This is a genomic window from Bradyrhizobium guangdongense (assembly GCF_004114975.1).
GTDB classification, from domain to species: domain Bacteria; phylum Pseudomonadota; class Alphaproteobacteria; order Rhizobiales; family Xanthobacteraceae; genus Bradyrhizobium; species Bradyrhizobium guangdongense.
In genome coordinates this window covers 5553360-5576164 of the sequence record NZ_CP030051.1, presented here as the reverse complement: position 1 = coordinate 5576164, position 22805 = coordinate 5553360, and the positions used below count along the sequence as shown (strand labels likewise).

Annotated in this window: 20 protein-coding genes; 16 read left to right on the top strand and 4 right to left on the bottom strand. The window is 64.0% G+C overall.

Annotated elements, in window-relative coordinates; translation table 11 throughout:
* Positions 1-3: 3 nt before the first annotated feature.
* Positions 4-798: an enoyl-CoA hydratase/isomerase family protein gene (locus X265_RS26650; RefSeq protein WP_128967526.1), complete on the bottom strand. Its 795-nt coding sequence runs from the start codon at positions 796-798 to the stop codon at positions 4-6.
* Between the two features lie 225 nt (positions 799-1023).
* On the opposite strand from X265_RS26650, the gene X265_RS26645 reads away from it, so the two are divergent.
* Complete coding sequence (locus X265_RS26645; protein ID WP_128967525.1) at positions 1024-2244, top strand: NAD(P)/FAD-dependent oxidoreductase; 1221 nt, start codon at positions 1024-1026, stop codon at positions 2242-2244.
* Here the strand turns inward: X265_RS26645 and X265_RS26640 are convergent, their stop codons facing one another.
* A complete protein-coding gene (locus tag X265_RS26640; protein ID WP_128967524.1) occupies positions 2245-3159 on the bottom strand; it encodes a ribokinase in 915 nt (304 codons plus the stop codon).
* 22 nt (positions 3160-3181) lie between these two features.
* On the bottom strand, positions 3182-4075 hold the full coding sequence (locus X265_RS26635; protein WP_092295859.1) for a sugar kinase: 894 nt from the start codon (positions 4073-4075) through the stop codon (positions 3182-3184).
* Between the two features lie 219 nt (positions 4076-4294).
* On the opposite strand from X265_RS26635, the gene X265_RS26630 reads away from it, so the two are divergent.
* From X265_RS26630 to X265_RS26590, 9 genes are all read left to right on the top strand, one after another.
* Entirely contained in the window at positions 4295-5143 is an 849-nt protein-coding gene (locus X265_RS26630; RefSeq protein WP_128967523.1) for a VOC family protein, read from the top strand.
* A 144-nt stretch (positions 5144-5287) separates the two neighbouring features.
* Complete coding sequence (locus X265_RS26625) at positions 5288-6034, top strand: TetR/AcrR family transcriptional regulator (protein ID WP_188637363.1); 747 nt, start codon at positions 5288-5290, stop codon at positions 6032-6034.
* Between the two features lie 266 nt (positions 6035-6300).
* The gene (locus tag X265_RS26620) at positions 6301-7110 is read left to right on the top strand and encodes an ABC transporter permease (protein ID WP_128967522.1); all 810 of its coding nucleotides are present in this window, start codon (positions 6301-6303) and stop codon (positions 7108-7110) included.
* A 56-nt stretch (positions 7111-7166) separates the two neighbouring features.
* Positions 7167-8159, top strand: a complete 993-nt coding sequence (locus tag X265_RS26615; protein WP_164938808.1) for an ABC transporter substrate-binding protein — start codon at positions 7167-7169, stop codon at positions 8157-8159.
* 151 nt (positions 8160-8310) lie between these two features.
* On the top strand, positions 8311-9153 hold the full coding sequence (locus X265_RS26610; protein ID WP_128967520.1) for an ABC transporter ATP-binding protein: 843 nt from the start codon (positions 8311-8313) through the stop codon (positions 9151-9153).
* Positions 9154-9157: 4 nt separating this feature from the next.
* The gene (locus X265_RS26605) at positions 9158-10555 is read left to right on the top strand and encodes an enolase-like domain-containing protein (protein ID WP_128967519.1); all 1398 of its coding nucleotides are present in this window, start codon (positions 9158-9160) and stop codon (positions 10553-10555) included.
* Positions 10552-11703, top strand: coding sequence for a Gfo/Idh/MocA family protein (locus X265_RS26600; protein WP_128967518.1), 1152 nt, complete (start codon positions 10552-10554; stop codon positions 11701-11703). The genes X265_RS26605 and X265_RS26600 overlap by 4 nt, the downstream gene beginning before the upstream one ends.
* A gap of 136 nt (positions 11704-11839) precedes the next feature.
* The gene (locus X265_RS26595) at positions 11840-13030 is read left to right on the top strand and encodes a dihydrodipicolinate synthase family protein (protein ID WP_128967517.1); all 1191 of its coding nucleotides are present in this window, start codon (positions 11840-11842) and stop codon (positions 13028-13030) included.
* Entirely contained in the window at positions 13030-13893 is an 864-nt protein-coding gene (locus X265_RS26590; RefSeq protein WP_128967516.1) for a sugar phosphate isomerase/epimerase family protein, read from the top strand. The genes X265_RS26595 and X265_RS26590 overlap by 1 nt, the downstream gene beginning before the upstream one ends.
* Before the next feature lie 135 nt (positions 13894-14028).
* Here X265_RS26590 and X265_RS26585 read toward each other — a convergent pair whose 3' ends face one another.
* Positions 14029-15249, bottom strand: coding sequence for a cytochrome P450 (locus tag X265_RS26585; protein ID WP_128967515.1), 1221 nt, complete (start codon positions 15247-15249; stop codon positions 14029-14031).
* Positions 15250-15354: 105 nt separating this feature from the next.
* Here X265_RS26585 and X265_RS26580 point away from each other — a divergent pair, with 105 nt between their 5' ends.
* From X265_RS26580 to X265_RS26555, 6 genes are all read left to right on the top strand, one after another.
* Positions 15355-15897: a phosphonopyruvate decarboxylase gene (locus tag X265_RS26580; RefSeq protein WP_128967514.1), complete on the top strand. Its 543-nt coding sequence runs from the start codon at positions 15355-15357 to the stop codon at positions 15895-15897.
* Complete coding sequence (locus X265_RS26575; RefSeq protein WP_128967513.1) at positions 15894-16484, top strand: thiamine pyrophosphate-dependent enzyme; 591 nt, start codon at positions 15894-15896, stop codon at positions 16482-16484. Before X265_RS26580 ends, X265_RS26575 begins: the two co-directional genes overlap by 4 nt.
* Positions 16485-16607: 123 nt before the next feature.
* Positions 16608-17309 (top strand): TetR/AcrR family transcriptional regulator, encoded by a 702-nt coding sequence (locus X265_RS26570; RefSeq protein WP_128969412.1) that lies wholly within the window; start codon positions 16608-16610, stop codon positions 17307-17309.
* A gap of 2 nt (positions 17310-17311) precedes the next feature.
* Entirely contained in the window at positions 17312-18505 is a 1194-nt protein-coding gene (locus X265_RS26565) for an efflux RND transporter periplasmic adaptor subunit (protein WP_128967512.1), read from the top strand.
* Between the two features lie 68 nt (positions 18506-18573).
* Entirely contained in the window at positions 18574-21669 is a 3096-nt protein-coding gene (locus tag X265_RS26560; RefSeq protein WP_128967511.1) for a MexW/MexI family multidrug efflux RND transporter permease subunit, read from the top strand.
* Positions 21670-21783: 114 nt separating this feature from the next.
* Positions 21784-22764, top strand: a complete 981-nt coding sequence (locus tag X265_RS26555; protein WP_128967510.1) for an ABC transporter substrate-binding protein — start codon at positions 21784-21786, stop codon at positions 22762-22764.
* Positions 22765-22805: the final 41 nt, after the last annotated feature.

Here is a 22805-nt window from a genome sequence, read left to right as displayed (position 1 = left end):
GCGCTACTTGCCCTTGTTGGTGAACTTCTTCACGGCGACACGGAACTCCTCCGTGTTCATCGCCATGATGATCTTGTGCTCCTCGGCATCGAGCTGCTGTTTTACCGGCGTGGTGGCGGCTTGATAAACCAGCGACTTGGTGCCTGAAATGGCCGCCGGCGGGTTCTGCGCCAGGCGTTCGGCCAGCTGCCGCGTGGCCGCCTTCAGCTCGGCCGCGGGAACGATCTTGGCGACCAGGCCCCATTCATACGCCTGCTGCGCAGTGAAATTGTCCTCGGCGAGGAAGATCTGCAGCGCGCGGCGCGAGCCGACCGTGCCGACGATCCCGACCGTCGAGCCGCCATCCGGCGACACGCCGATCTTGGCGTAAGCGGGCGTGAACTTCGCGTCCTCGGCGGCGATGCAGAGATCGGTGACGAAGGCGAGGCCCATGCCCGCGCCGGCCGCCGAGCCGTGCACGCTCGACAGCGAGATCTTCGGCATGCGCCTGAGGATCTCGATGAATGAATGATAGTGCTTGAGCAGCTCGCCGACGACTGGCGTCACGGTGCCTGCCTCGGCCGCTGCCCCGATGGTCTGGAGATCGCCGCCGGCCGAGAAGGCGCGGCCTTCGCCCTCGAGCACGACGACGCGGATGGCGTCGTCGCCCTCGATATACGCCGCGAGCTGTTCGAGCTTCTGCGCGATCGCAAGGTTGACCGAGTTGAACGCGGTCGGGCGGTTGAGCGTGATGGTCGCGATCGCACCCTCGATCCGCAGCAGCGCGGGATCGTCAGGCTTTGCGACGGGAGCTGGCATCGGAAATCCCCGGCTGGAGGTTATTGCTGCAACTAAATCGCAGAAGCCGAGGAGTGACAATCCCCACCCGCCGCTCTTGCGCCGGGCGGAACGATGGGCTCAAATGCGGGCGCCTTCGTTTAGGGACGGACACGAGCGCCGGCTCCTCCTAGGCAAGCCAAGCCAAAACCAGGGGAGAAGTGGCAACATGGGTTACGCTCGTGTCTTGCAGAAATGGGCTGTCCGATGACCGAGGGTCCAGTCATCATTGTCGGAGCCGGCCATGGCGGCTACCAGGTCGCGGCCTCGCTGCGCCAGGCGGGGTTTTCCGAACGGATCTGCCTGATCAATGACGAGGCGCATTTGCCGTACCAGCGGCCGCCTTTGTCCAAGGCCTATATCAAGGGCTCCGCCGGGCCCGAGAGCCTGACGTTCCGCCCCGAAAAATTCTATCAGGATCAGAAGATCGAGCTGATCGCCGGCCGCGCCGTCTCGATCGATCGCGCCGCGCGCAAAGTGCTGCTTGCCTCGGGCGAGACGCTGGCCTACGGCCACCTCGTGCTGGCGACCGGCGCGCGCAACCGCCTGCTCGACCTGCCCAACGCCAATCTGCCCGACGTGAAATACTTGCGCATCCTCGACGAAAGCGAGGCGCTGCGACAGATCATGCCGTCGAAGACGCGCGCTGTGATCATCGGCGCCGGCTTCATCGGGCTCGAATTCGCATCCACCGCGCGCATCAAGGGCCTTGAGGTCGACGTGCTCGAACTGGCGCCGCGGGTGATGGCGCGCGCGGTGACGGCGGAGGTCTCGGAATACTTTCAAGCGCGGCATCGCGAGGCCGGCATCCGTATTCACCTCGGCGTGCAGGCGACGAGCATCGAGGCCGAGAACGGCAAGGTCACCGGGGTGTCCTTGAGCGATGGCCGGCATCTGCCCGCCGACCTCGTCGTGGTCGGCGTCGGCGTGCTGCCGAACATCGAGCTCGCGGCCGAGGCCGGGCTGCCGGTTGCGGCCGGCATCATCGTCGACGAATATCTGTCGACGGCCGATCCGAACATATCGGCAATCGGCGACTGCGCTCTGTTCGCAAGCCCGCGGTTCGGCGGCTCGCTGCGGCTGGAATCGGTGCAGAACGCCACCGATCACGCCCGCTGCCTGGCGGCGCGGCTGACCGGCGACAAGAAGCCGTACGACGGCCATCCCTGGTTCTGGAGCGACCAGGGCGACGACAAGCTCCAGATCGCAGGCCTCACCGCCGGCTATGATCGCGTCGTGCTGCGCGGCGATCCCGCCAAGAAGGCGTTTTCCGCGTTCTGCTATCACCGCGACAGACTGCTCGGGATCGAATCGATCAACCGCGCCGGCGATCACATGTTCGGCCGCCGCTTGCAGGCGATGGATCGCTCCATCACGCCCGAGCAGGCGGCGGATGAAAGCTTCGACCTGAAGAGCGCGCTGGCCTGATCAGCCGGCGCCGAGCACCGCCGCCACCTCCGCGGCCGTCGGCATCGACGGCCCGGCGCCCATCCGCTGCACGCTGATCGAGGCGGCGGCATTGGCGAAGGCGAGGGCGGCGCGCAAGGGGACGTCGTCGGCGAGCTGCGAAGCCAGCGCGCCGACGAAGCAATCGCCGGCGCCGGTGGCATCAACCGCCGTCACCACACGCCCGGGCACCGCAAACTCCTCGCGTCCGGCGAGTGCAAGCACGCCGCGCTTTCCCAGCGTGATGCAGATGGTCTGGTCCTCGCGCGCCTGAAGCTGTCGCGCCACCGCGATGATCTTTGCGGCCTCATCGCTGTCGGAAACTTCGCTGCCGGCGAGAAACCCAAGCTCGGTCTCGTTCAGTACGAGGATGTCGACCAGCGCGAGCAGTTCGCCGGGCATCTGTTGCGCCGGGGCCGGATTGAGCAGCGTCGTGGCACCGGCGCTCCGGGCGCGCTGGAAGAACGCGGCAATGGTCGGCAGAGGAATCTCGAATTGGCTGACCGCAACATCGCCCTTCGTCAGCCTCACGCCAGCGACGTCATCGGCGCCGACAAGCGCATTGCTGCCGGGAACGACGACGATGGTGTTGTCGGAAGCCGCGACGGTGATGATCGCCGTGCCGGTATGCGTGTCAGCCTCGCGCACCGACCCGAGATCGATGCCCTGATCACCGAGGAACGTCCTCAGCTCCGCCCCGAACGCATCCTTGCCCAGCCGTCCGATCAGCGTGGTCTTGGCGCCGAGCCTGGACGCCGCGACCGCCTGGTTCGCACCCTTGCCGCCCGGAAAATACAGCACCTGCCGGCCGGCGACGGTCTCGCCGACCCTGGGGTGGCGATCGGCGGTCGCCACCACATCCATGTTGATGCTGCCGGCGACGAAGACGCGCCCCATGACATGTCGCCCTTACAAATCCCTAAACCCGGACTTCGAACTCGTGCCTGACCTTGGCGATGTCGACAAGGGTCGGCAGGCCGGCCTCGTTGCCGAGGCGCTGGATCTTGAAGGTCGAGGCCGCCCGCGCGAAGTCGAAATGCTCGCGCCAGCTTTTGCCGGGATGGGCCAGGTAAGAATAGACATAGGCGCCGTGGAACACGTCGCCGGCGCCGTTTGTGTCGATCACGCGCTCGCGCGGAATCGGCATTGCCGGCATCACCTGCACCGTCCCGGTTTCGTCGTACCAGAGCAGGCCCTTCTCGCCCATGGTGACGCCGCCGATCTTGCAGCCGCGGCTCTTGAGGTAGTCGAGCATCTTCTCCGGCGTGAGGTCCATCTGCTCGCACAGCCGTTCGGCAACGATGGCGACGTCGATGAACTCCAGGAGCTCGTGCGTGTTGGTGCGCAGGCCGCCGCCGTCGAGCGAGGTCAGGATGCCGGCCTCGCGGCAGACTTTGGCATAGTGGATCGCGGCATCCGGCTGATGGCCGTCGACATGCAGCGCGCGGCAGCCGCCGAGATTGAGCATCGGGAAGGGGTGGATGTGCTCGTCGTCGCGGCAGCGGACGATGGCGCGCTTGCCGTCCTTCGGCATGATGAAGGAGAGCGAAGACTGGTTCACCTTCCGCCCATGCAGCGAGATCGCGTATTTCGCGCACATGTCCTGGAACATGCGTCCCAGCCAGTCATTGGCCGCGGTCGCGATCAGGTCGGGCACGATGCCGAGCTTGGCGCAGCAGAACGCCGCCGTCACCGCATTGCCGCCAAAGGAGACGGCGTAGTCCGAAGCCACGTGCTTTTCGTCGCCGGTCGGCATGTGGTCGGTGATGAAGACGACGTCGATATAGGTCTGTCCGATGAAGAGAGCCTGCATTGCTTGTCCGTGATGCGCTTGTGGTCCGGCCGGCGGATTTACTCTAACACCGGTTCCGTGCCGGAGACGCTGAAATTATTCGCAAAACCGCCCCGGAGCGCTTGAGGTCGGCCTATGGCCGGAATACGACCATGTCAGGCTCATGCCAAGCCCGGACAAATGCCGCTTTTCGGCCCAGGGTTCCAGGTTGATCGAGACGTCGATCAAGAAGGGGAAAAGATGATCACCGGCCTCGATCACGTCGTCGTTCTGGTCAGGGACATCGCCGCGGCCAAGGCAGCCTATCAGACGCTGCTCGCCCGCGCGCCGGCCTGGCAGAATTCCGGCGAGGGCGCCGATCGCGTGCTGTTCACCCTCGACAACATGACCATCGAATTGATGGCGCCGAGCGGCTTCACCGCGACGGCGGACCGGATGCGCGCACTGCTCGAGGACCAGGAGGGCATGCTCGCCAGCCTGTGCTTTCGTGTCGCTGATATCGGCAAGATGCACCGGCGGCTGGACCGGGTGGCGCTCAAGCCCGATCCCGTCACCGAGGTCGAGAGCAGCGATGATGCGAGCGGGGCGGTGCTGCATTGGAAGCGCACGCGCGCCGCGACCGAATTGACGCGCGGCGTGCGCATGTTCTTCCTCGAACTTGCCGAGGAGCGTCCGAAGTCGGCCCCAACCGATTTCGCACCGATTGACGGGCTCGATCACGTCGTAATCACCACCGAAGATTCCGATCGCGCCGCCGCGCTCTACGGCGCGCGCCTCGGGCTCGATCTTGCGCTCGACCGCTCGCATCATGATTGGGGCCAGCTGATGTTCTTCCGCTGCGGCGATCTCATCGTCGAGGTGGTGCGCCGCCCCGTCGCGGGCGGCGATGTCAGGCATGACCGTCTCTGGGGCCTGAGCTGGCGTGTCGCCGACATCGACGCCACGCGCGCCCGCCTGATCGCCGCCGGCCTCGACGTCAGCGATATCAGAAACGGCCGCAAGCCCGGCACCCGCATCATGACGGTGCGCAGCGGCACCTGCGGAATCCAGACCGTGCTGCTGGAGCGTTCGCCGAAGCCGGCGGAGTGAGCTGTCATTCCGGGGCGTCGCGCAGCGACCAGCCCGGAATCCATTCATCCACCAACCCTGCCGCACAATGGATTCCGGGCTCGCGCCCAAAAGGGGCGCCCCCCGGAATGACAGAACGTTCTCAAACGCCTATGCGCGTGTTACATGCGTCTTGTAACCACCCAGCGAGCACCCGGTTTGGCCAAGGCAACCGCAAAGCGAACCCTGAAATGGCAGCGCGATCCCGAGGGGATGCGGCTGCGCATTCTCGAGGCGGCCAAGCAGGAGTTTTCCGCGCACGGGCTCGCCGGCGCCCGCGTCGATCGCATCGCGGCCAAGGCCGGCGCCAACAAGCGCATGCTGTACTACCACGTCGGCAACAAGGATGAGCTGTATCTGGCGGTGCTCGAAGGCGCCTATGACAAGATCCGCAGCGAGGAGCGGGGGCTCGATCTCGAGCATCTCGATCCACCCGAGGCGATCCGCCGCCTGATCGAATTCACCTGGAACTACTTCCTGCGCAATCCCGAGTTCCTGTCGCTGCTGCAAACCGAGAACCTCGCGCGCGCCAAGCATCTGAAGCGCTCGACCAAGGTCAAGTCGATGCACTCGCCCTTCGTCGAGATGATTCGCACCGTGGTGCGGCGAGGGGTCGAGAGCGGCGACTTCCAGGTCGCGGTCGATCCGGTGCAGCTCTACATCTCGATCGCGGCGCTCAGCTTCTTCTATCTCTCGAACTCGGCCACCTTAGGCGTGATCTTCGGCCGTGACCTGCTCGCCAAGGACGCCAAGGACGAGCGGCTTGCGCACATGGTCGGTCTGGTGCTCGCCGCGCTGACGGGCTCGTCGGCCGCGTTGTTCGAGATCGCGAAGACGCCGAAGTCGCGCGCTGCGGTGGCGCAGACGGTGTAGCGATCTCGTGCCCCGGACGCAGCGCAGCACGTAAGTGATGCGCTACAGAGCCGGGCCCATGCGACCGCAGAGCACGTCTCTTTGGGCCCCGGCTCTGCGCAGCAGCGCTGCACGCTGCAGCGCGTCCGGGACACGAGACGGTCGGCTCCGCGTTTTCAACCAAATCCCCGGAACCCGCCGCAAAACGCCACAGGGAATCCTCTGGACAGTATTTATCCAACGGGTTAATTTCTCCTGATAACGAAGAAGACTGCCGGGAGTGAAAATTGGCCGAGCCGAAGCCGCATAGTGCGGTGTCCAAGATGCTGAACGCGGCCTGGGTTCGGCCGTTTCTGTTCCTCGTCTTCATCGTGGTGGCCTGGGATCTGTCGATCCGGCTGTTCAGGATTCCCGCCTATCAGATCCCGGCGCCGGCCGACGTCGTCGCCGTGCTCCGCTCCGATTGGCCCGAACTGCTGCGCCAGTGCTGGCCGACGACCTATGCAACCGTCTGGGGCTTCCTGCTCTCGGCGCTGTTCGGCATTCCCGTCGCGATGTTGATCGCGGGCTCGAAGACGGTGGAGAGCTACGTCTATCCGCTCTTGGTATTCTCGCAGTCCGTGCCCAAGATCGCGATCGCGCCGCTGTTCGTGGTCTGGTTCGGCTTCGGCATCCTGCCGAAGGTGATTTCGGCGTTTCTGCTCGGCTTTTTCCCTGTGGTCGTTTCCGCCGTACAGGGCTTCAAATCGGTCGATCCTGACATGGTCGATCTCGCCCGCGCCATGCAGGGCAGCCGCTTTCAGGTGTTTTGCGCGGTGAATCTGCCGCACGCGCTGCCGGCGATCTTCTCCGGCCTGAAGGTTTCCGTGACGCTGGCGGTGGTCGGCGCCGTCGTCGGCGAGTTCGTCGGCTCCAATTCCGGCATCGGTTATGTGATGCAGCGCTCGATCGGCACCTTCGATCTGCCGACCATGTTCGCAGCGCTCGTGCTCCTCGCGCTGCTCGGCGTCGTCCTGTTCTGGATTGTCGACCGGATCGAGAAGCTGGTCATTCCCTGGCATGTCAGCCAGCGCGAGGACGTGATTTTCGCCTCTTGAGTTCAAGCCATGAACGGCCACCAACGGCCGAAACATAACGACAAGGGAGAGTGACGATGAAGCGGTGGATCGGGGCTGCAGCCGGAGTGCTGATGGCGTTTGCAGCCATGCCGGCGCAGGCGGCGGACAAGGTCGTGTTGATGTTGAACTGGTACGTCTATGGCGAGCACGCGCCGTTCTATTACGGCAAGGCCAAGGGCATCTATGCCGCCGAAGGGATCGACCTCGAAATCCAGGAAGGACGCGGCTCGGCGGCAACCACGCAGGCCGTCGCGGCCAAGACTGCCGATTTCGGCTATGTCGACGTTCCGACCATGATGCGCGCGGCGATCAAGGGGGCGCCTGTCATCGCGACCGGTGTGTTGCTGCAGACCTCGCCGATGTCCGTCATGGGGTTTGTTGACAAGAACATCCGGAAGCCCGAGGACATCAAGGGCAAGACGGTGGCGATCACGCCGGCCGATTCCATGACCCAGATCTGGCCGCTGTTCCTGAAGAAGACCGGCCTGAAGGAGAGCGACTTCAAGACCGTTGCCGGGGACGGCCAGACCAAGCTCAATGCCGTCATCAACGGCCAGGCTGATCTCCTGCTCGGCTACGTCATGGACCAGTCCATGAAGATCAAGGACGCCACCGGCAAGGACGTCTACCCGATCAAGTTTGCCGATTACGGCATCAACATGGTCTCCTCAGGCATCATCGCCAACACCGACTATGTGAAGGCCAATGCCGATCTCGTCCGCCGCTTCATGTCGGCGACCACCAAGGCCGTCGAAGCCGCCGAGAAGGATCCAAAGGCGGCGGCGCAGTCGATTCTCGATGCCAACCCCAAGGGCGGGAAGATCGACACGCTGACGCAGGGCTTCGAGCTGACCATTCCGCTGTACCGGACCGCCGAGACCAAGAGCAAGCGGCCGTTCCAGGTCACCGACCAGAACATGACCGATAGTGTCAACCTGATGGTCGAATATGGCGGCCTCGACGCCAAGGCCAAGGAGAACCCGAAGGCCTTCTACACCAACGATTATCTGCCGAAGAGTGGGTCGTGAAACATCCACTCCCGTCATTCCGGGGCGCCCGGAGGGCGAACCCGGAATCCATTTTTCGTCAGAACCTGCTGCCTGATGGATTCGGGGTTCGCGACTTCGTCGCGCCCCGGAATGACGAATGTAACTTGCGTGTTCGATCGGATGTGACTGAATGATACCGAAAAAGGCCAGTCCAACAGACCAGCCGGCCGCGCATCTTCGACTGGTGAACGACCGGGCCGGCGATGCGTCGGGCATCACGCTGTCAGGCGTATCAAAGACCTACCGGACGCGCGACGGCGATGTGCCGTCGTTGCGGCCGCTCGACTTCCACATCAACGATGGCGAGTTCTTCGTCGTGGTCGGGCCGTCGGGCTGCGGCAAGTCCACGCTGCTCAAGTTGATCTCCGGGCTGTTGCCGCCGACGACGGGCGAGGTGCTGGTCGAGGGCGAGAAGGTGACGACGCCGCACGGCAATGTCGGCATCGTGTTCCAGAACGCGTTGCTGCTGCCCTGGCGCAACATCCTGGGTAACGTCATGCTGCCGATCGACATGAAGCGGCTGCCGCGACAGGAATATCTCGATCGCGCCAAGTCGCTCTTGAAGCTCGTCGGCCTCGAAGGTTTTGAGAAGAAGCTGCCCTGGCAGCTCTCCGGCGGCATGCAGCAGCGCGCCTCCATCTGCCGTGCGCTGGTGCACGATCCCCGGATCATGCTGATGGACGAGCCGTTCGGCGCGCTCGATGCACTGACGCGCGAGCGCATGAATGTCGAGCTGATGCGGATCCAGCGCGAGACGAAGAAGACGGTTCTCTTGATCACGCACTCGATTCCCGAGGCCGTGTTCCTCGCCGACCGCGTGCTGGTCATGACCGAGCGCCCCGGCGCGATCGCCGCGATCTACGACGTCCCGCTGCCGCGTCCGCGCTCGCTCGAGGTGATGGCGGACCCTGTCTTCACGGAACTTGTGCAGCGCATCCGTAAGCATTTCTTTTCGCAAGGTTCGCTGGACTGAAGCCATGCCCCCGCGCCTGAAGCTGCGAGACATCGCCTTCTTCGAACGTCCCGTGCAGTTCGCGCGGCCGTTCCGCTTTGGCGCTGTGACCATCAACGCGACGCCGCAGCTGTTCGCACGGGTCGAGATCGAGGTCGAGGGCAGGGGTCTAGCGGTCGGCGCCAGCGCCGAGTTGCTGGTGCCGAAATGGTTCGACAAGCGGCCGGAGCTGTCGCCGGCGCAGACGGTCGACGGCCTGCGCCGCTCGCTTGAGATCGCGCGCGGGCTCTACCTGGCGCGGACCGGATTCCAGACCGCGTTCGATCTGCATGCATCGTGCATCGGTGTGCAGGTCGCGGCTTGCGCGAAAGAAAACATCCCAACGCTGGCGGCCGCCTATGGCCCCGCGGAGATCGACAAGGCCATTCTCGATGCGCTCTTGCGTGCGGCCGAGACCGACTTTTTCAATGGAATGACCGGCAACATTGCCGGCATCGATGCGCAGCTTTCGCCCGATCTGAAGGATGCGGATCTCACCATCTTTCTTGCCGGCCGCAAACCGCTGCCGCGCGTCGCCGTCAGGCATACGGTCGGCCTCGACGATCCCATCGAAGGCGAGGGCGGTGTTGCCGACGGACATGAGAACGCCGGTGCACGGTATTTCAAGCTGAAGCTGAGTGGCGATCCCGCCTCCGATGCGGCGCGGCTGGCGCGCATCGGCAAGGAGCTCGACGCGCTGGGACGCGACACCAAAGTGACGCTCGACGCCAACGAGCAGTACGCCGATTTGGCCGCGCTGCAAGCGCTGATGGATCGGCTGGATCATGACACCGCGCTACGTCCCATCGCCTCGCGCCTGCTCTATATCGAACAGCCGATGCCGCGCGACATCATCAGGCAGTCGCCGCTGGGCTCGGTGGCCACGCGCGATTTCATCATCGACGAGGCCGATGATTCGTATGACGCGTTCCCAGCGGCGCGGGCGCTCGGCTATCGCGGCATTTCCTCGAAGTCCTGCAAGGGCCTGTACAAATCCATCGTCAACGCGACCCGGGCAGCGAAATGGAGCGCCGGCGGCGAGACCTTCTTCATCACGGGCGAGGACCTGACCTGCCAGGCAGGCCTTGCCGTGCAGCAGGACCTCGCACTCGGCGCCTTCATCGGCGTCACCCATGCCGAGCGCAACGGTCACCACTATGTCGACGGATTCGGCGAAACGCCGGCTGGCGAAGTACAGGCCTTCGCCGCCGCGCATCCGGATCTCTATGCCGATGCCGGGCAGGGCATTCGTCTCAACATTCACAACGGCGATCTCCTGACGGGATCGCTTCATGCGGTGGGCTTTGCCACCTCGGTCCATCCGGACTGGTCGGCGCTTCGTCCACTCGAACAGCCAGGATCACTTCAGGAGTATTTGGCATGACCACCCAACGTCTCGGCCTCATCATGAACGGCGTTACCGGCCGCATGGGGCTCAACCAGCATCTGATCCGCTCGATCGTCGCGATCCGCGACGAGGGCGGCGTCCGCCTGAAGAACGGCGACCGCGTCATGCCCGATCCGATCCTGGTCGGCCGCAGCGCCGAGAAGGTCGAAGCGCTCGCCAAACGCTACAACGTCACGCGCTGGACGACCGACCTCGACGCGGCGCTGGCCGACAACAACGACACCATGTTCTTCGACGCCGCGACCACGCAGGCGCGCCCCGGTCTGCTGACCCAGGCCATCAATGCCGGCAAGCACGTCTATTGCGAGAAGCCGATCGCGACGAATTTCGAGGAAGCCGTCGAGGTGGTAAAACTTGCCAATGCCAAGGGCGTCAAGCACGGTACGGTGCAGGACAAGCTGTTCCTGCCGGGCCTGAAGAAGATCGCGTTCCTGCGCGACTCCGGCTTCTTCGGTCGCATCCTCTCGGTGCGCGGCGAGTTCGGCTATTGGGTGTTCGAGGGCGGCTGGCAGGAGGCGCAGCGGCCGTCATGGAATTATCGCAGCGAGGACGGCGGCGGCATCATTCTGGACATGGTCTGCCACTGGCGCTACGTGCTCGACAACCTCTTCGGCAACGTTAGAAGCGTCGTCTGCATCGGCAACACCGACATTCCCGAGCGTTTCGACGAGCAGGGCAAGGCGTACAAGGCGACCGCCGACGATTCCGCATATGCGACCTTCCAGCTCGAAGGTGGCATCATTGCGCACATCAACATGTCCTGGGTGACGCGCGTCTATCGCGACGACCTCGTCACATTCCAGGTCGATGGCAGCCACGGTTCGGCGGTCGCAGGTCTCACCGACTGCATGATCCAGGCGCGGCAGGCGACGCCGAGGCCGGTGTGGAATCCCGATGAGAAGCGCCTGCATGATTTCTACGGCGACTGGCAGAAGCTGCCCGACAACGTCTCCTACGACAACGGCTTCAAAGAGCAATGGGAGATGTTCATCCGCCACGTCTATGAGGATGCGCCCTACAAGTTCACGCTGCTCGAAGGCGCCAAGGGCGTGCAGCTCGCCGAATGCGCGCTGAAGAGCTGGAAGGAGCGGCGCTGGATCGACGTCGCCCCGATCAAGGTCTGAGCCTAGCGGATAAGCCCCCGATGTCTATCCAGCCGTCATTGCGAGGAGCGAAGCGACGAAGCAATCCAGACTCTTGCCGCAGAGGCATTCTGGATTGCTTCGCTTCGCTCGCAATGACGGGGAGAGGTCTGAGAACATGAATAAGCCCGTTCAACCCATGTCGTCATTGTCATTAAAACTGCCGAAACCCGATCGCTCGATCGAGACCTACCGGCTCGCAGCCTCGCGCACGTTCCCCGTCAAGCTCGAGGGGCCGCTGAACCGCATCGCCTTCTCGGCTGTGCACACGGTTGCCGATCCCCTTGCGGAGAACGACCCCTGGCTGTCGGCCGCCGTCGACTGGGACAAGACGATCGCCTTCCGCGAGCACGTCTGGGATCTCGGGCTTGGCGTTGCCGAAGCCATGGACACCGCACAGCGCGGCATGGGGCTGGACTGGCCGACATCGCTGGAGCTGATGACACGCTCGGTCGGCGCCGCCAAGCGCCGCAATGCGCTGGTGTTCTCCGGTGCCGGCACCGACCATCTCGCGGTTGAGGACGCCAAGACCATCGACGACGTCATCCGCGCCTATGAGGAGCAGATCTCGGCGGTCGAGAAGGTCGGCGGCCGCATCATCCTGATGGCCTCTCGCGCGCTCGCCAAGCTCGGTCGTAGCGCCGACGACTACGCCAAGGTCTACGATCGCGTGCTGTCGCAGGTCCGCGACCCCGTGATCATCCACTGGCTCGGCGACATGTTCGATCCGGCGCTGAGCGGCTATTGGGGCACAAAAGATCTCGACAAGGCGATGGACATTGCGGTCGCCATCATCAACGGCAACGTGGCCAAAGTCGACGGCGTAAAAGTCTCGCTGCTCGACAAGCAGCGCGAGATCGACATGCGCCGCCGTCTCGACAAGCGCATCAGGATGTATACCGGCGATGATTTCAACTACGCGGAGCTGATCGCCGGCGACGAACAGGGCTTTTCGCACGCGCTGCTCGGTATCTTCGACGCGATCGCGCCGGCGGCATCCTATGCGCTGTCGCGACTTGCGGCCGGCGACGTAGCCGGCTTCCACGACGTGCTGGGTCCAACGGTGCCGCTGTCGCGTCACATCTTCAAGGCGCCGACGCGCTTCTACAAGACCGGCGTCGTCTTCATGGCCTATCTCAACGGCCATCAGGACCATTTCACCATGGTCGGCGGCCAGGAGAGTACGCGCTCCACGCTGCATCTGGCCGAGCTGTTCCGTCTGGCCGACAAGGCCGGTCTGCTCGCCAATCCCGAACTCGCGACGCAGCGGATGAAGACCGTGCTCGCCACCCACGGTATCGAACCCTGATGCGTGATTTTTCGTCCGATCATCGCTGGCTGTCGCTGAACACGGCGACGGTCCGCAAACAGGGTGATCTCGTCGAGATCATCGACGCCTGTGCCAGGCACGACATTCGCGCCATCGATCCCTGGCGCGACCAGGTCGCCGCCGCCGGTCTCGATCGCGCGGCGCGCGCGGTGCGCGACGCCGGCCTCGAACTGTCAGGCTATTGCCGTGGCGGCATGTTCACCTCGGATGTGGCGCACCGGGGCGAAGTGCGCGACGACAACAGGCGCTGCGTCGATGAGGCCAAGGCGCTGGGCGCGCCCTGCGTCGTTCTCGTCGTCGGCGGCCTGCCGCAATATTCGCGGCCCGGCAGCGAGGCGTCCAGGGATATCTTTGCAGCGCGCGGCCAGGTCGAGGAAGCGCTCGCCGAGATGCTCGACTATGCCAGGCAGGCGAAGCTGCCGCTGGCGATCGAACCGCTGCATCCCGCCTATGCCGCCGACCGCGCCTGCGTGAACACCACGAAACAGGCGCTCGACATTTGCGACCGGCTCGATCCCGATCGCACCGGCATGCTCGGCGTCGCGCTCGATGTCTACCACATCTGGTGGGATCCTGAGCTGATGGGCCAGATCGCGCGTGCCGGCCAGGATCGCCTGCTCGCCTTCCACGTCTGCGACTGGCTGGTGCCGACAAAAGACATCCTCAACGACCGCGGCATGATGGGCGATGGCGTCATCGACATCAAATCGGTGCGCGCGGCCGTGGAGGCGCAGGGCTTTGCCGGCTATTCGGAGATCGAGATCTTCTCCAATGACTGGTGGAGCAAGCCGATGGACGAAGTGTTGCGCGCCTGCATCGCGCGGCACAAGGCGCTGGTGTAGGCGTTCTGGCGTCCATTGCGCGCGGCGCAGTGGATTGCCTGAGGTGCCAAATGGTTGTGCGGATTCACCGCGGCATTCGCGCCGGCCGCGGTCTACTGTGCATGGGGTTGTTTTCGACTTTTTTGTTTTAAGACCTCATCCGGTCGCGCAAGGCACGCTTGAAAAGCCCCGAAACCGGACCCGACCACCGCGCACCGGCTGGCCGCTTACGGCATAGTCCGGGAAGCGCGCCAGGAAGCGCGAGATCGCAATCGCGCCTTCGAGCCGCGCCAGCGCCATGCCGGCGCATTGATGCGCGCCGGTGGCAAAGGCGAGGTGCCGGTTCGGCGTGCGCGCGATGTCGAATGTTTCGGGCTCGGCAAACTGCGCGGGGTCGCGGTTGGCAGCTCCGATGCACAGCGTCACCGACGTGCCGGCCTCGAGCATGACGCCGCCGAGTTCGACCCGCTCGGTAGTCATGCGATTGCCGAGCTGGTTCGAGCTCTCGTAACGAAGGATCTCCTCGACCGCGGTCTTGATCAGGTCGGGGTTATCGATCAGCCGCTGCTTCTGGTCGGGATGCCGATGCAGCGCGACGAGGCCGTTGCCGATCAGATTGGTCGTGGTCTCGTGGCCGGCATTGAGCAGGAAAATGCAATTGTGCAGGAGCTCCTTCTCGGTCAGCCGCTCGCCGTTCTCCTCGCCCTGGATCAGGCGCGTCAGCACGTCACGATCAGGATTGCCCGGCTTCGCGCGCCGCCGTGCGACCAGCGTTTCGAGATAGCCAAGGAAATCCGTCACGGCCGTGTTGCCGCGCGCAGCCGCTTCAGGCGACACCACCGGCTCGAGCGCACCAAGAATCGCCAGCGACCAGTCGCGTAGCGGCGCGCGTTCCTCATGGGGAACGTCCAGCAGATTGCCGATCACCTCGATCGGGATCGAGGCGGCGAAATCCTCGATCAGCTCGCAACGGCCCTTGGCGGCGATGGCGTCCAGCAGGCCGTCGACCAGCTTGATGAGGTCGCCTTCCATGCTGGCGATCGCGCGGGGCGACAGCGCGCCCATGATCAGGCGGCGTACGCGGGTGTGCGAAGGCGGGTCGTTGAAGACAAGGCTCGTCGTGTGGTGCTCGTAGAGCGGCGTGTCGCCATATTTCGGCGCGAACTCGCGCTTCTTGTCCGAGCTGAACGACCTGGTGTTCTTGTAGGCGGTGACGAGATCGTCATAGCGGGTCAGGAACACGGTGCCGCTCGGCAGGCGCTTGACCGGCTCGTTCTCCCGCAGTGCACGATAGGTCGGATAGGGGTTGTCGTAGAACTCCGGCGTCAGTCTCTCGAGGTCGAAGCTCGCCGCCAGCTCCTTCGCATCTGCGTTCATCCCGTTATACTCGCACGTTAAAGCCGTTATGCCGTTTTTGTTGTTCTGGTCGATGCGTGGACGCGTCTACACTCTTCGAACCTTGCTAGCCGACCGGACAGGAAAATGCACGCCCGCACTGATGCTGCCGACACGGCGCCGACCTGGCCCGACGATATCTTCGCGACCTTGCAACGCTTCGACGTCCGCCAGGTGCCCTACGTGCCCGATGCCGGCCATTCGAAGCTGATCCTGCGCGTGCTGGACTCGCCTGCGATGCGCGGCATTCCGCTGACGACGGAGGAGGAGGGCGTGGCGCTGCTCGCCGGCGCCTGGGCCGGCGGCCAGCGCGGCGTCCTGCTGATGCAGTCCAGCGGCGTCGGCAATTGCATCAACATGCTGTCGCTGATCCCGATCCTGCGCTTTCCGTTCCTGACGCTCGTTACGATGCGAGGTGAGTGGGGCGAGTTCAATCCGTGGCAGGTGCCGATGGGCTCGACCACGCAGGGCGTACTCGAGCTCTCGGGCATCAAGGTGCTGCGCGCCTCGAACGCGGCCGAGGTGCCCGCGGTGCTGGAAGCAGCTGCGGCGCAGGCCTACAACGCACTCACGCCCACCGCCGTCCTGCTGTCGCAGCGCCTGATCGGCGCCAAGGTTTTCACCAAATGAGCAAGGCCAATCTCCTCGATCGCCGTCAGGTGGTCTCCGCGCTGCTTGCGAACCGCAAGGACGTCGTCGCGATCGGCGGCCTCGGGGCCTCGACCAACGACATCACCGCCGCCGGCGACCACGCCCGCAACTTCTATCTCTGGGGCGGCATGGGCGGCGCTGCGATGATCGGCCTCGGCCTCGCGCTGGCTCAGCCGACACTGCCGGTGCTGGTCATCACCGGCGACGGTGAGATGCTGATGGGCATGGGCAGCCTTGCCACCATTGGCCTGCAGAAGCCGGCCAATCTCTCGATCGCGGTGCTCGACAACGAGGCCTATGGCGAGACCGGCGGCCAGACCAGCCATACCTCCGCCGCTGCCGACCTCGTCGGCGTCGCCAGGGCCTGCGGTATCAAGGACAGCCGGGCGATCTCGACCATGGCCGAGGTGGAGGCCTTCGCCAAAGCCGTCCACGACCTCACGGCCGGGCCGCGATTTGCCAGTGTGAAGATCGATAGCGCCAATCTGGAGCGCATCCTGCCCACGCGGGATGGGACGTACATTCTCAACCGGATCCGAGGGGACCTCGGCTTTCAGCCCATCTAGGTCGCCAAAGTCCTGCTCGCAGGACGTGCAGGGGAGGCTGATTTCTCCTGATTTTACAACGCATTCAGGTTGCGATGCAGCATAGTGCTTGACTTTCGCGCTAGTGAGTGGTTACTCACTAGCATGAGCTCATTGCGTATGACGAGCGACCTGAGGCGTCAATTGATCCTCGGTGCCGCGAAACGCTGCTTTGCCCGACACGGTTATAACGGCACCACGACCAAGAGCGTGGCGGCCGCTGCTGCCATTTCCGAGGCGCTGCTGTTCAAGCATTTCCCGTCCAAGGCGGCGCTCTACGCCGAGATCCTGAGCGACGAATGCGAAGCGGACCCGGCGCTGACCGAGCTCCTCGAGCGGGAGCCGTCGACGGCTACCCTGGTCGAGCTGATCCGCGGCATGGTCCAGCATTTCCTGCTGATCGCCGACGGTCCTGATCAGGAGGAGGCGCAACGCCTGCGACTGATGGCCACCAGTCATCTGGATGACGGCGAGTTCGCGCGTTTGCTATATGCCAAGATCGAGGCGCTGATCGGACCGATCTTCGTCGCCTCGCTCGACCGAGCCGTCGCCGCCGGCGATGCGCGGGTCTGCGGCGGTGAGCCACTCAACCTGTTCTGGTTTGCGCATCATACGGTGATGACAGCTGCGCTGACCAGGCTGCCCTCCATGCCGTGTCTCGCCTATGGCGGTCCGAACGATCTGGAGCGGCAGCTTTGTGAGTTTCTCCTCCGAGGCATCGGACTTAACGACGCCGCAATTGCTTCGCATCTGGGCCACGATCAGGCCGGTGGTGTGGGCAAGACGGCAATTGCAGAAAGCGTATGACAATGAACATCGTAACCGAACACAAGATTTCGGGCGAACCGATCGACAGCAAGGCTCCCAAGCGTCCGGTCCGGCCGGTGCTGTGGTTCATCATCGTCGGCACGCTTCTCGGCGCCCTCGTCGGTGGTCTCGTCTGGTTCAATTATTTCCGCGGCCAGATGATCAAGCAGTTCTTCGCCAACAACAAGCCGCCGCCGACCCTGGTCAGCGCAGCGGAAGCGAAGTCCGAGGTGGTGCCGAACCTGCTCACCGCGGTCGGCGGTCTCGCCGCCGTGCACCAGGTCGACGTCACCGCCGACGTCAATGGCCGCGTGACCGAGATCAAGTTTGAGCCCGGTACGCATGTCGAGGCCGGCACTCCGCTGGTGCAGCTGTTCGACGCCCCGGAGCAGGGTGACCTTGCCAATTACAAGGCGCAGGCAACTGGCGCGCAGCTCGCGCTCGACCGCGCCAAACAATTGGCGGCGCGCCAGTTTGGTCCGCAGTCGACCGTCGATGCCGCGCAGGCGACCTATGACCAAGCCATGGCCGGGATCGCCAAGACCGAAGCGCTGATCTCGCAGAAGCTGGTGCGCGCGCCGTTCTCCGGCGAGCTCGGCGTCCGTAAGGTCGAGGTCGGCCAGTATCTGACCGCCGGCACGGCGATCGTATCGCTGACGGATCTGTCGGAACTGTGGGCCAACTTCACGGTAACGGAAAAGGACTCGGGCAGCCTCAAGGTCGGCCAGCCGGTCCGGCTGAAGGTCGACGCCTATCCGGGCCGCACCTTCGACGGCAAGATCACCACGATCGAGCCGCAGATCGCGACCGATACCCGTAACATCCGCGTGCAGGCGACGATCGCCAATCCGGAGAAGATCCTGAAGCCGGGTATGTTCGTGACCACCACCGTGGTGCTGCCGGACAACCCGGCCGTGATCACCGTTCCCGAAACCGCGGTCGACTACACGCTGTATGGAGACTCGGTATTCGTGATCACCGAGAAGAAGGAAGCGGACGGCAAGACCAGCCTCTCCGCAGTGCGTACCTTCGTGCAGACCGGTAACCGCGTCAACGGTCGTGTCGAGATCATCAAGGGCGTCAAGGCGGGCGACAAGGTCGTCGCCGTCGGCCAGCTGAAGCTGCAGTCGGGCGCACCCGTTGCGATTTCGACCGATCCGGCTCCGCAGATCCCTGCGCAGCCGCCGCGCTACTGACGAGACACTCACGTGATCCGGCTTGGCCGGATCACGTCTCTTGAGACAAAGAAATCGAGATCGCCGCGATGGCCTTTACTGATATTTTCATCAAGCGCCCGGTTCTGTCGGTCGTTGTCAGCTTGCTGATCCTGCTGATCGGACTGCGCGCGGCGATGGTGCTGCCGATCCGGCAGTATCCGAAACTGTCGAACACGGTCATCAACATCACGACCGTTTATCCCGGCGCGTCCGCGGACCTGATCCAGGGCTTCATCACGACGCCGATCGAGCAGGCGGTCGCTTCCGCCGAGGGCGTGGACTATATCACCTCATCCTCGGTGCTCGGCACCTCGACGATCCAGGTCTACATCAAGCTGAATTTCGATCCGAACCAGGCGCTCACCGAGGTGCTGGCCAAGACGAACTCGGTCAAATACCTGATCCCGAAGGAGTCCAACGACCCGATCGTCACCAAGACCACGGGCCAGACCACGGCCGTGATGTATCTCGGATTCTCCTCGGAGGAGCTGTCGGGCTCGGCGATCTCGGACTACCTGACGCGCGTGGTTCAGCCGGTGCTGTCGACGGTGGACGGCGTGGCCTCGGCCGACATCCTCGGCGGTCAGACCTTTGCGATGCGGCTCTGGCTTGATCCGGTGAAGATGGCCGGCCGCAACGTATCGCCGGCGGACGTCGCCTCCGCGATCACGGCCAACAACTTCCAGTCCGCGGCGGGCCAGACCAAAGGCTACCTCATCGTCTCGAACGTCTCGACGAACACGGGTCTGACCGACGTCAACCAGTTCAAGAAGATGATCGTCAAGGCCAAGGACGGCGGCTTTGTGCGCATGGAGGACATCGCCACCGTCGAGCTTGCCGCCCAGAGCACGGACGCGAGCGTCGCCTTCAACGGCGAGCATGCGATCTTCATCGGCGTGCAGGCGACGCCACAGGGCAACCCACTGACATTGGTCAAGGGCGTGCGCGCACTGTTCCCCGAGCTCGAACGCAACCTGCCGCCGTCGATGAAGATGAAGGTCGCCTACGACTCGACCAAGTTCATCCAATCCTCGATCGACGAGGTGGAGAAGACGCTGGGCGAAGCCGTGATCATCGTGATCGTGGTGATCTTCCTGTTCCTGGCTTCGCTCCGCTCGGTCATCATCCCTGTGGTCACCATCCCGCTGTCGATGATCGGCGTCTGTACCTTGATGCTGGCGCTGGGATTCAGTTTCAACCTGCTGACCCTGCTCGCGATGGTGCTCGCGATCGGCCTCGTGGTCGACGATGCCATTGTCGTGGTGGAGAACATCCACCGCCATCTGGAGGAAGGGAAGACGCCAGTCCAGGCATCGCTCCAAGGCGCGCGCGAGATCGTCGGCCCCGTCGTGTCGATGACCATCACGCTCGCGGCCGTGTATGCCCCCATCGGCTTCCTCGGCGGCCTCACCGGTTCGCTGTTCCGCGAATTCGCCTTCACCCTCGCCGGCTCGGTGATCGTGTCGGGCGTGATCGCCCTGACGCTGTCGCCGATGATGTGTTCGGTGCTCCTCAAGAACACCGAAGAGGGCCGCTTCGCAAAGCTCGTCAACAGAGTGTTCGGCGCGCTGACCCGTTGGTACGGCCGCCGGCTCGATCGCTCGCTCGACTACAAGGCCATCACCGGCCTGTTCGCGGTGACGATCCTCGGGCTTGTCGGCTTCCTCTACATGCACACCTCGAAAGAGCTGGCGCCTGAGGAAGACCAGGGCATCGTGTTCGCGGTGACCAAGGCGCCGAAATACGCCAACATCGACTATGTCGATTTCTACGGCGACAAGCTCGACAAGAAGTTTCAGAGCTTCCCGGAGACCGATCTTCGCTTCGTGCTGAACGGCATCAACGGTCCGCAAGGCGGCATCGCCGGCATGCTGCTCAAACCGTGGGACGAGCGCAAGCGCTCCTCGATCGCGCTGAAGCCTCTGGTTCAGGCCGAGCTTTCCAAGATCGAGGGCGTCCAGGCCTTCGCATTCAACCTGCCGCCGCTGCCGGGCGGCCCTGGGGGCTTGCCGGTGCAGATGGTCATCAGCTCCACCGCGGGCTTCCAGACCGTTTATGAGCAGATGGAGAAGCTGAAGGACGCGGCCCGCAAGAGCGGCATGTTCATCGTCTCCGACAGCGATCTCGCCTACAACCAGCCGAACGTCGAAGTCACGATCGACCGCACCAAGGCGCAGGATCTTGGCGTCAACATGCAGAATCTCGGCTCGACGCTCGCGGTTCTGCTCGGCGGCAACTATATCAACCGCTTCAATCTCCAAGGACGTTCGTATCAGGTGATCCCGCAGGTGCCGCGTAGCGAGCGCCTCTCTCCGGAATCGCTCGGAGGCTATTATGTGACGACCAATACCGGGCAGCAGCTTCCGCTGTCGACCGTGGTCTCGATCAAGACCAAGACCGATCCGAATTCGCTGACGCACTACAATCAGCTCAACTCGGCGACGTTCTCGGCCGTGCCGATGCCCGGCGTCACCGTCGGCGCCGCGGTGGACTTCCTCGAGGGCGAGGCCAAGAAGCTGCCGCAGGGATTCAGTCACGACTATCTCGCGGATTCCAGGCAGTACGTGCAGGAAGGCAATCAGCTCGCCATCACCTTCGGCTTCGCGCTGATCATCATCTTCCTGGTGCTGGCCGCGCAGTTCGAGAGCCTGCGGGATCCGTTCGTGATCATGATCTCGGTGCCGATGGCGATCGTGGGTGCCTTGATCCCGCTGTTCTTCGGCGTGGCGACCATGAACATCTACACCCAGGTCGGTCTGCTCACTCTGGTGGGCCTGATCACCAAGCACGGCATCCTGATGGTGGAGTTCGCCAACGAACTCCAGGTCAACGAGCGGCTCGACCGCCGCTCGGCCATCGAGATGTCGGCCCGCATCCGTTTGCGGCCGATCCTGATGACGACGGCTGCGATGGTGACCGGCCTGATCCCGCTGCTGACCGCGTCCGGCGCCGGTGCGGCCAGCCGCTTCTCGATCGGCCTTGTGGTCGTCGCCGGCATGTCGATCGGCACGCTGTTCACCCTGTTCGTGCTGCCGGCGGTTTATGTCGTGCTGGCGACCGACCATCGTGCGGCGGCCGATTCCGAGCGCAATAAGCAGGTCAACGAACTCGACCTCAGTGGCAAGGCGTTACGCCCCACCTGAGACCGTCGGAAGCGGAGATTGCAGAGCGGCAATGGCCATCGCCATTGCCGCTTTTTTCTCGTCCCGTGCTAGACTTTGTCCAGCGCGCTGTTGCGCCAGGGCAGGGAAGATACGATGAGGCGGCGTGAATTCCTGGGAGGGCTCGGTAGTGTGTCGCTGTTGGGACCGCGCTCCGCTGCGGCTGAGGGCGGCCGAACGTTTCATCTGGGCACACTGACCCCGATCTCGCCAATTACCGAAACCAGTCCGGGCGGCAAGATCCTGATCAAGGTGCTCGGCGAGCGTGGTTTCAAGCTTGGCCAGAACTTGACTTTTGAGGCGCGCGGCGCCCAGGGCGATGTCGCCAAGCTTCCCGCACTGATCGGTGAGCTGAAGACCAAAAACATCGATGCAGTCGTGATCGTGGGCTACCCGACGGCCATGGCGGCGAAGGCGGCTGGCATTGCGACGGTGGCGGCAAGCGGCATCGGTGATCCCGTCGAAACCAAGCTGATAGAAAGCCTGGCGCATCCAGGCGGCCAGATCACGGGGATTTCGGATGTCGCGGCAACGCTCAGCGCGAAGCGGCTGTCGCTGCTCAAGGACATGTCGCCGAAACTATCCAAGGTCGCAATGCTCTGGAACAAGGACGACCTCGGCATGACCACGCGCTATCAGGCCTCGGCGAAGGCGGCCCAGGAGCTCGGGTTGACCGTGCAGGCGCTCGGCGTCCGCGAGCCTGACGACTTCGACGAGGCGTTCTCCGTGATGAACGGCGATCTCCCGGACGGCATCCTGATGGTGGCCGACGCGCTCACCATTCTCAACCGCAAGCGGGTGTTCGAGTTCGCCGCCGTCCGAAAGCTGCCGGCGATCTACGAAAATGCCGACCTTGCCCGCGACGGCGGACTGATGTCTTACGGAGCGGATGTGCCGGAATCCTTCGAGCGGGCTGCAGCGCTCGTCGCCCGCATTTTCAACGGGGCCAGCCCCGGCGATCTGCCGTTCGAGCTGCCGACCCGCTATCCCCTGGTGATCAATCTCAAGACCGCCAAGGCAGCCGGATTTGAAATTCCGCCGACCTTGCTGGCCCTTGCCGACGAGGTCATCGAGTAACCCTGCCCGCTGCGGCGGGAGACAAGGCACGGCCTTCTTGC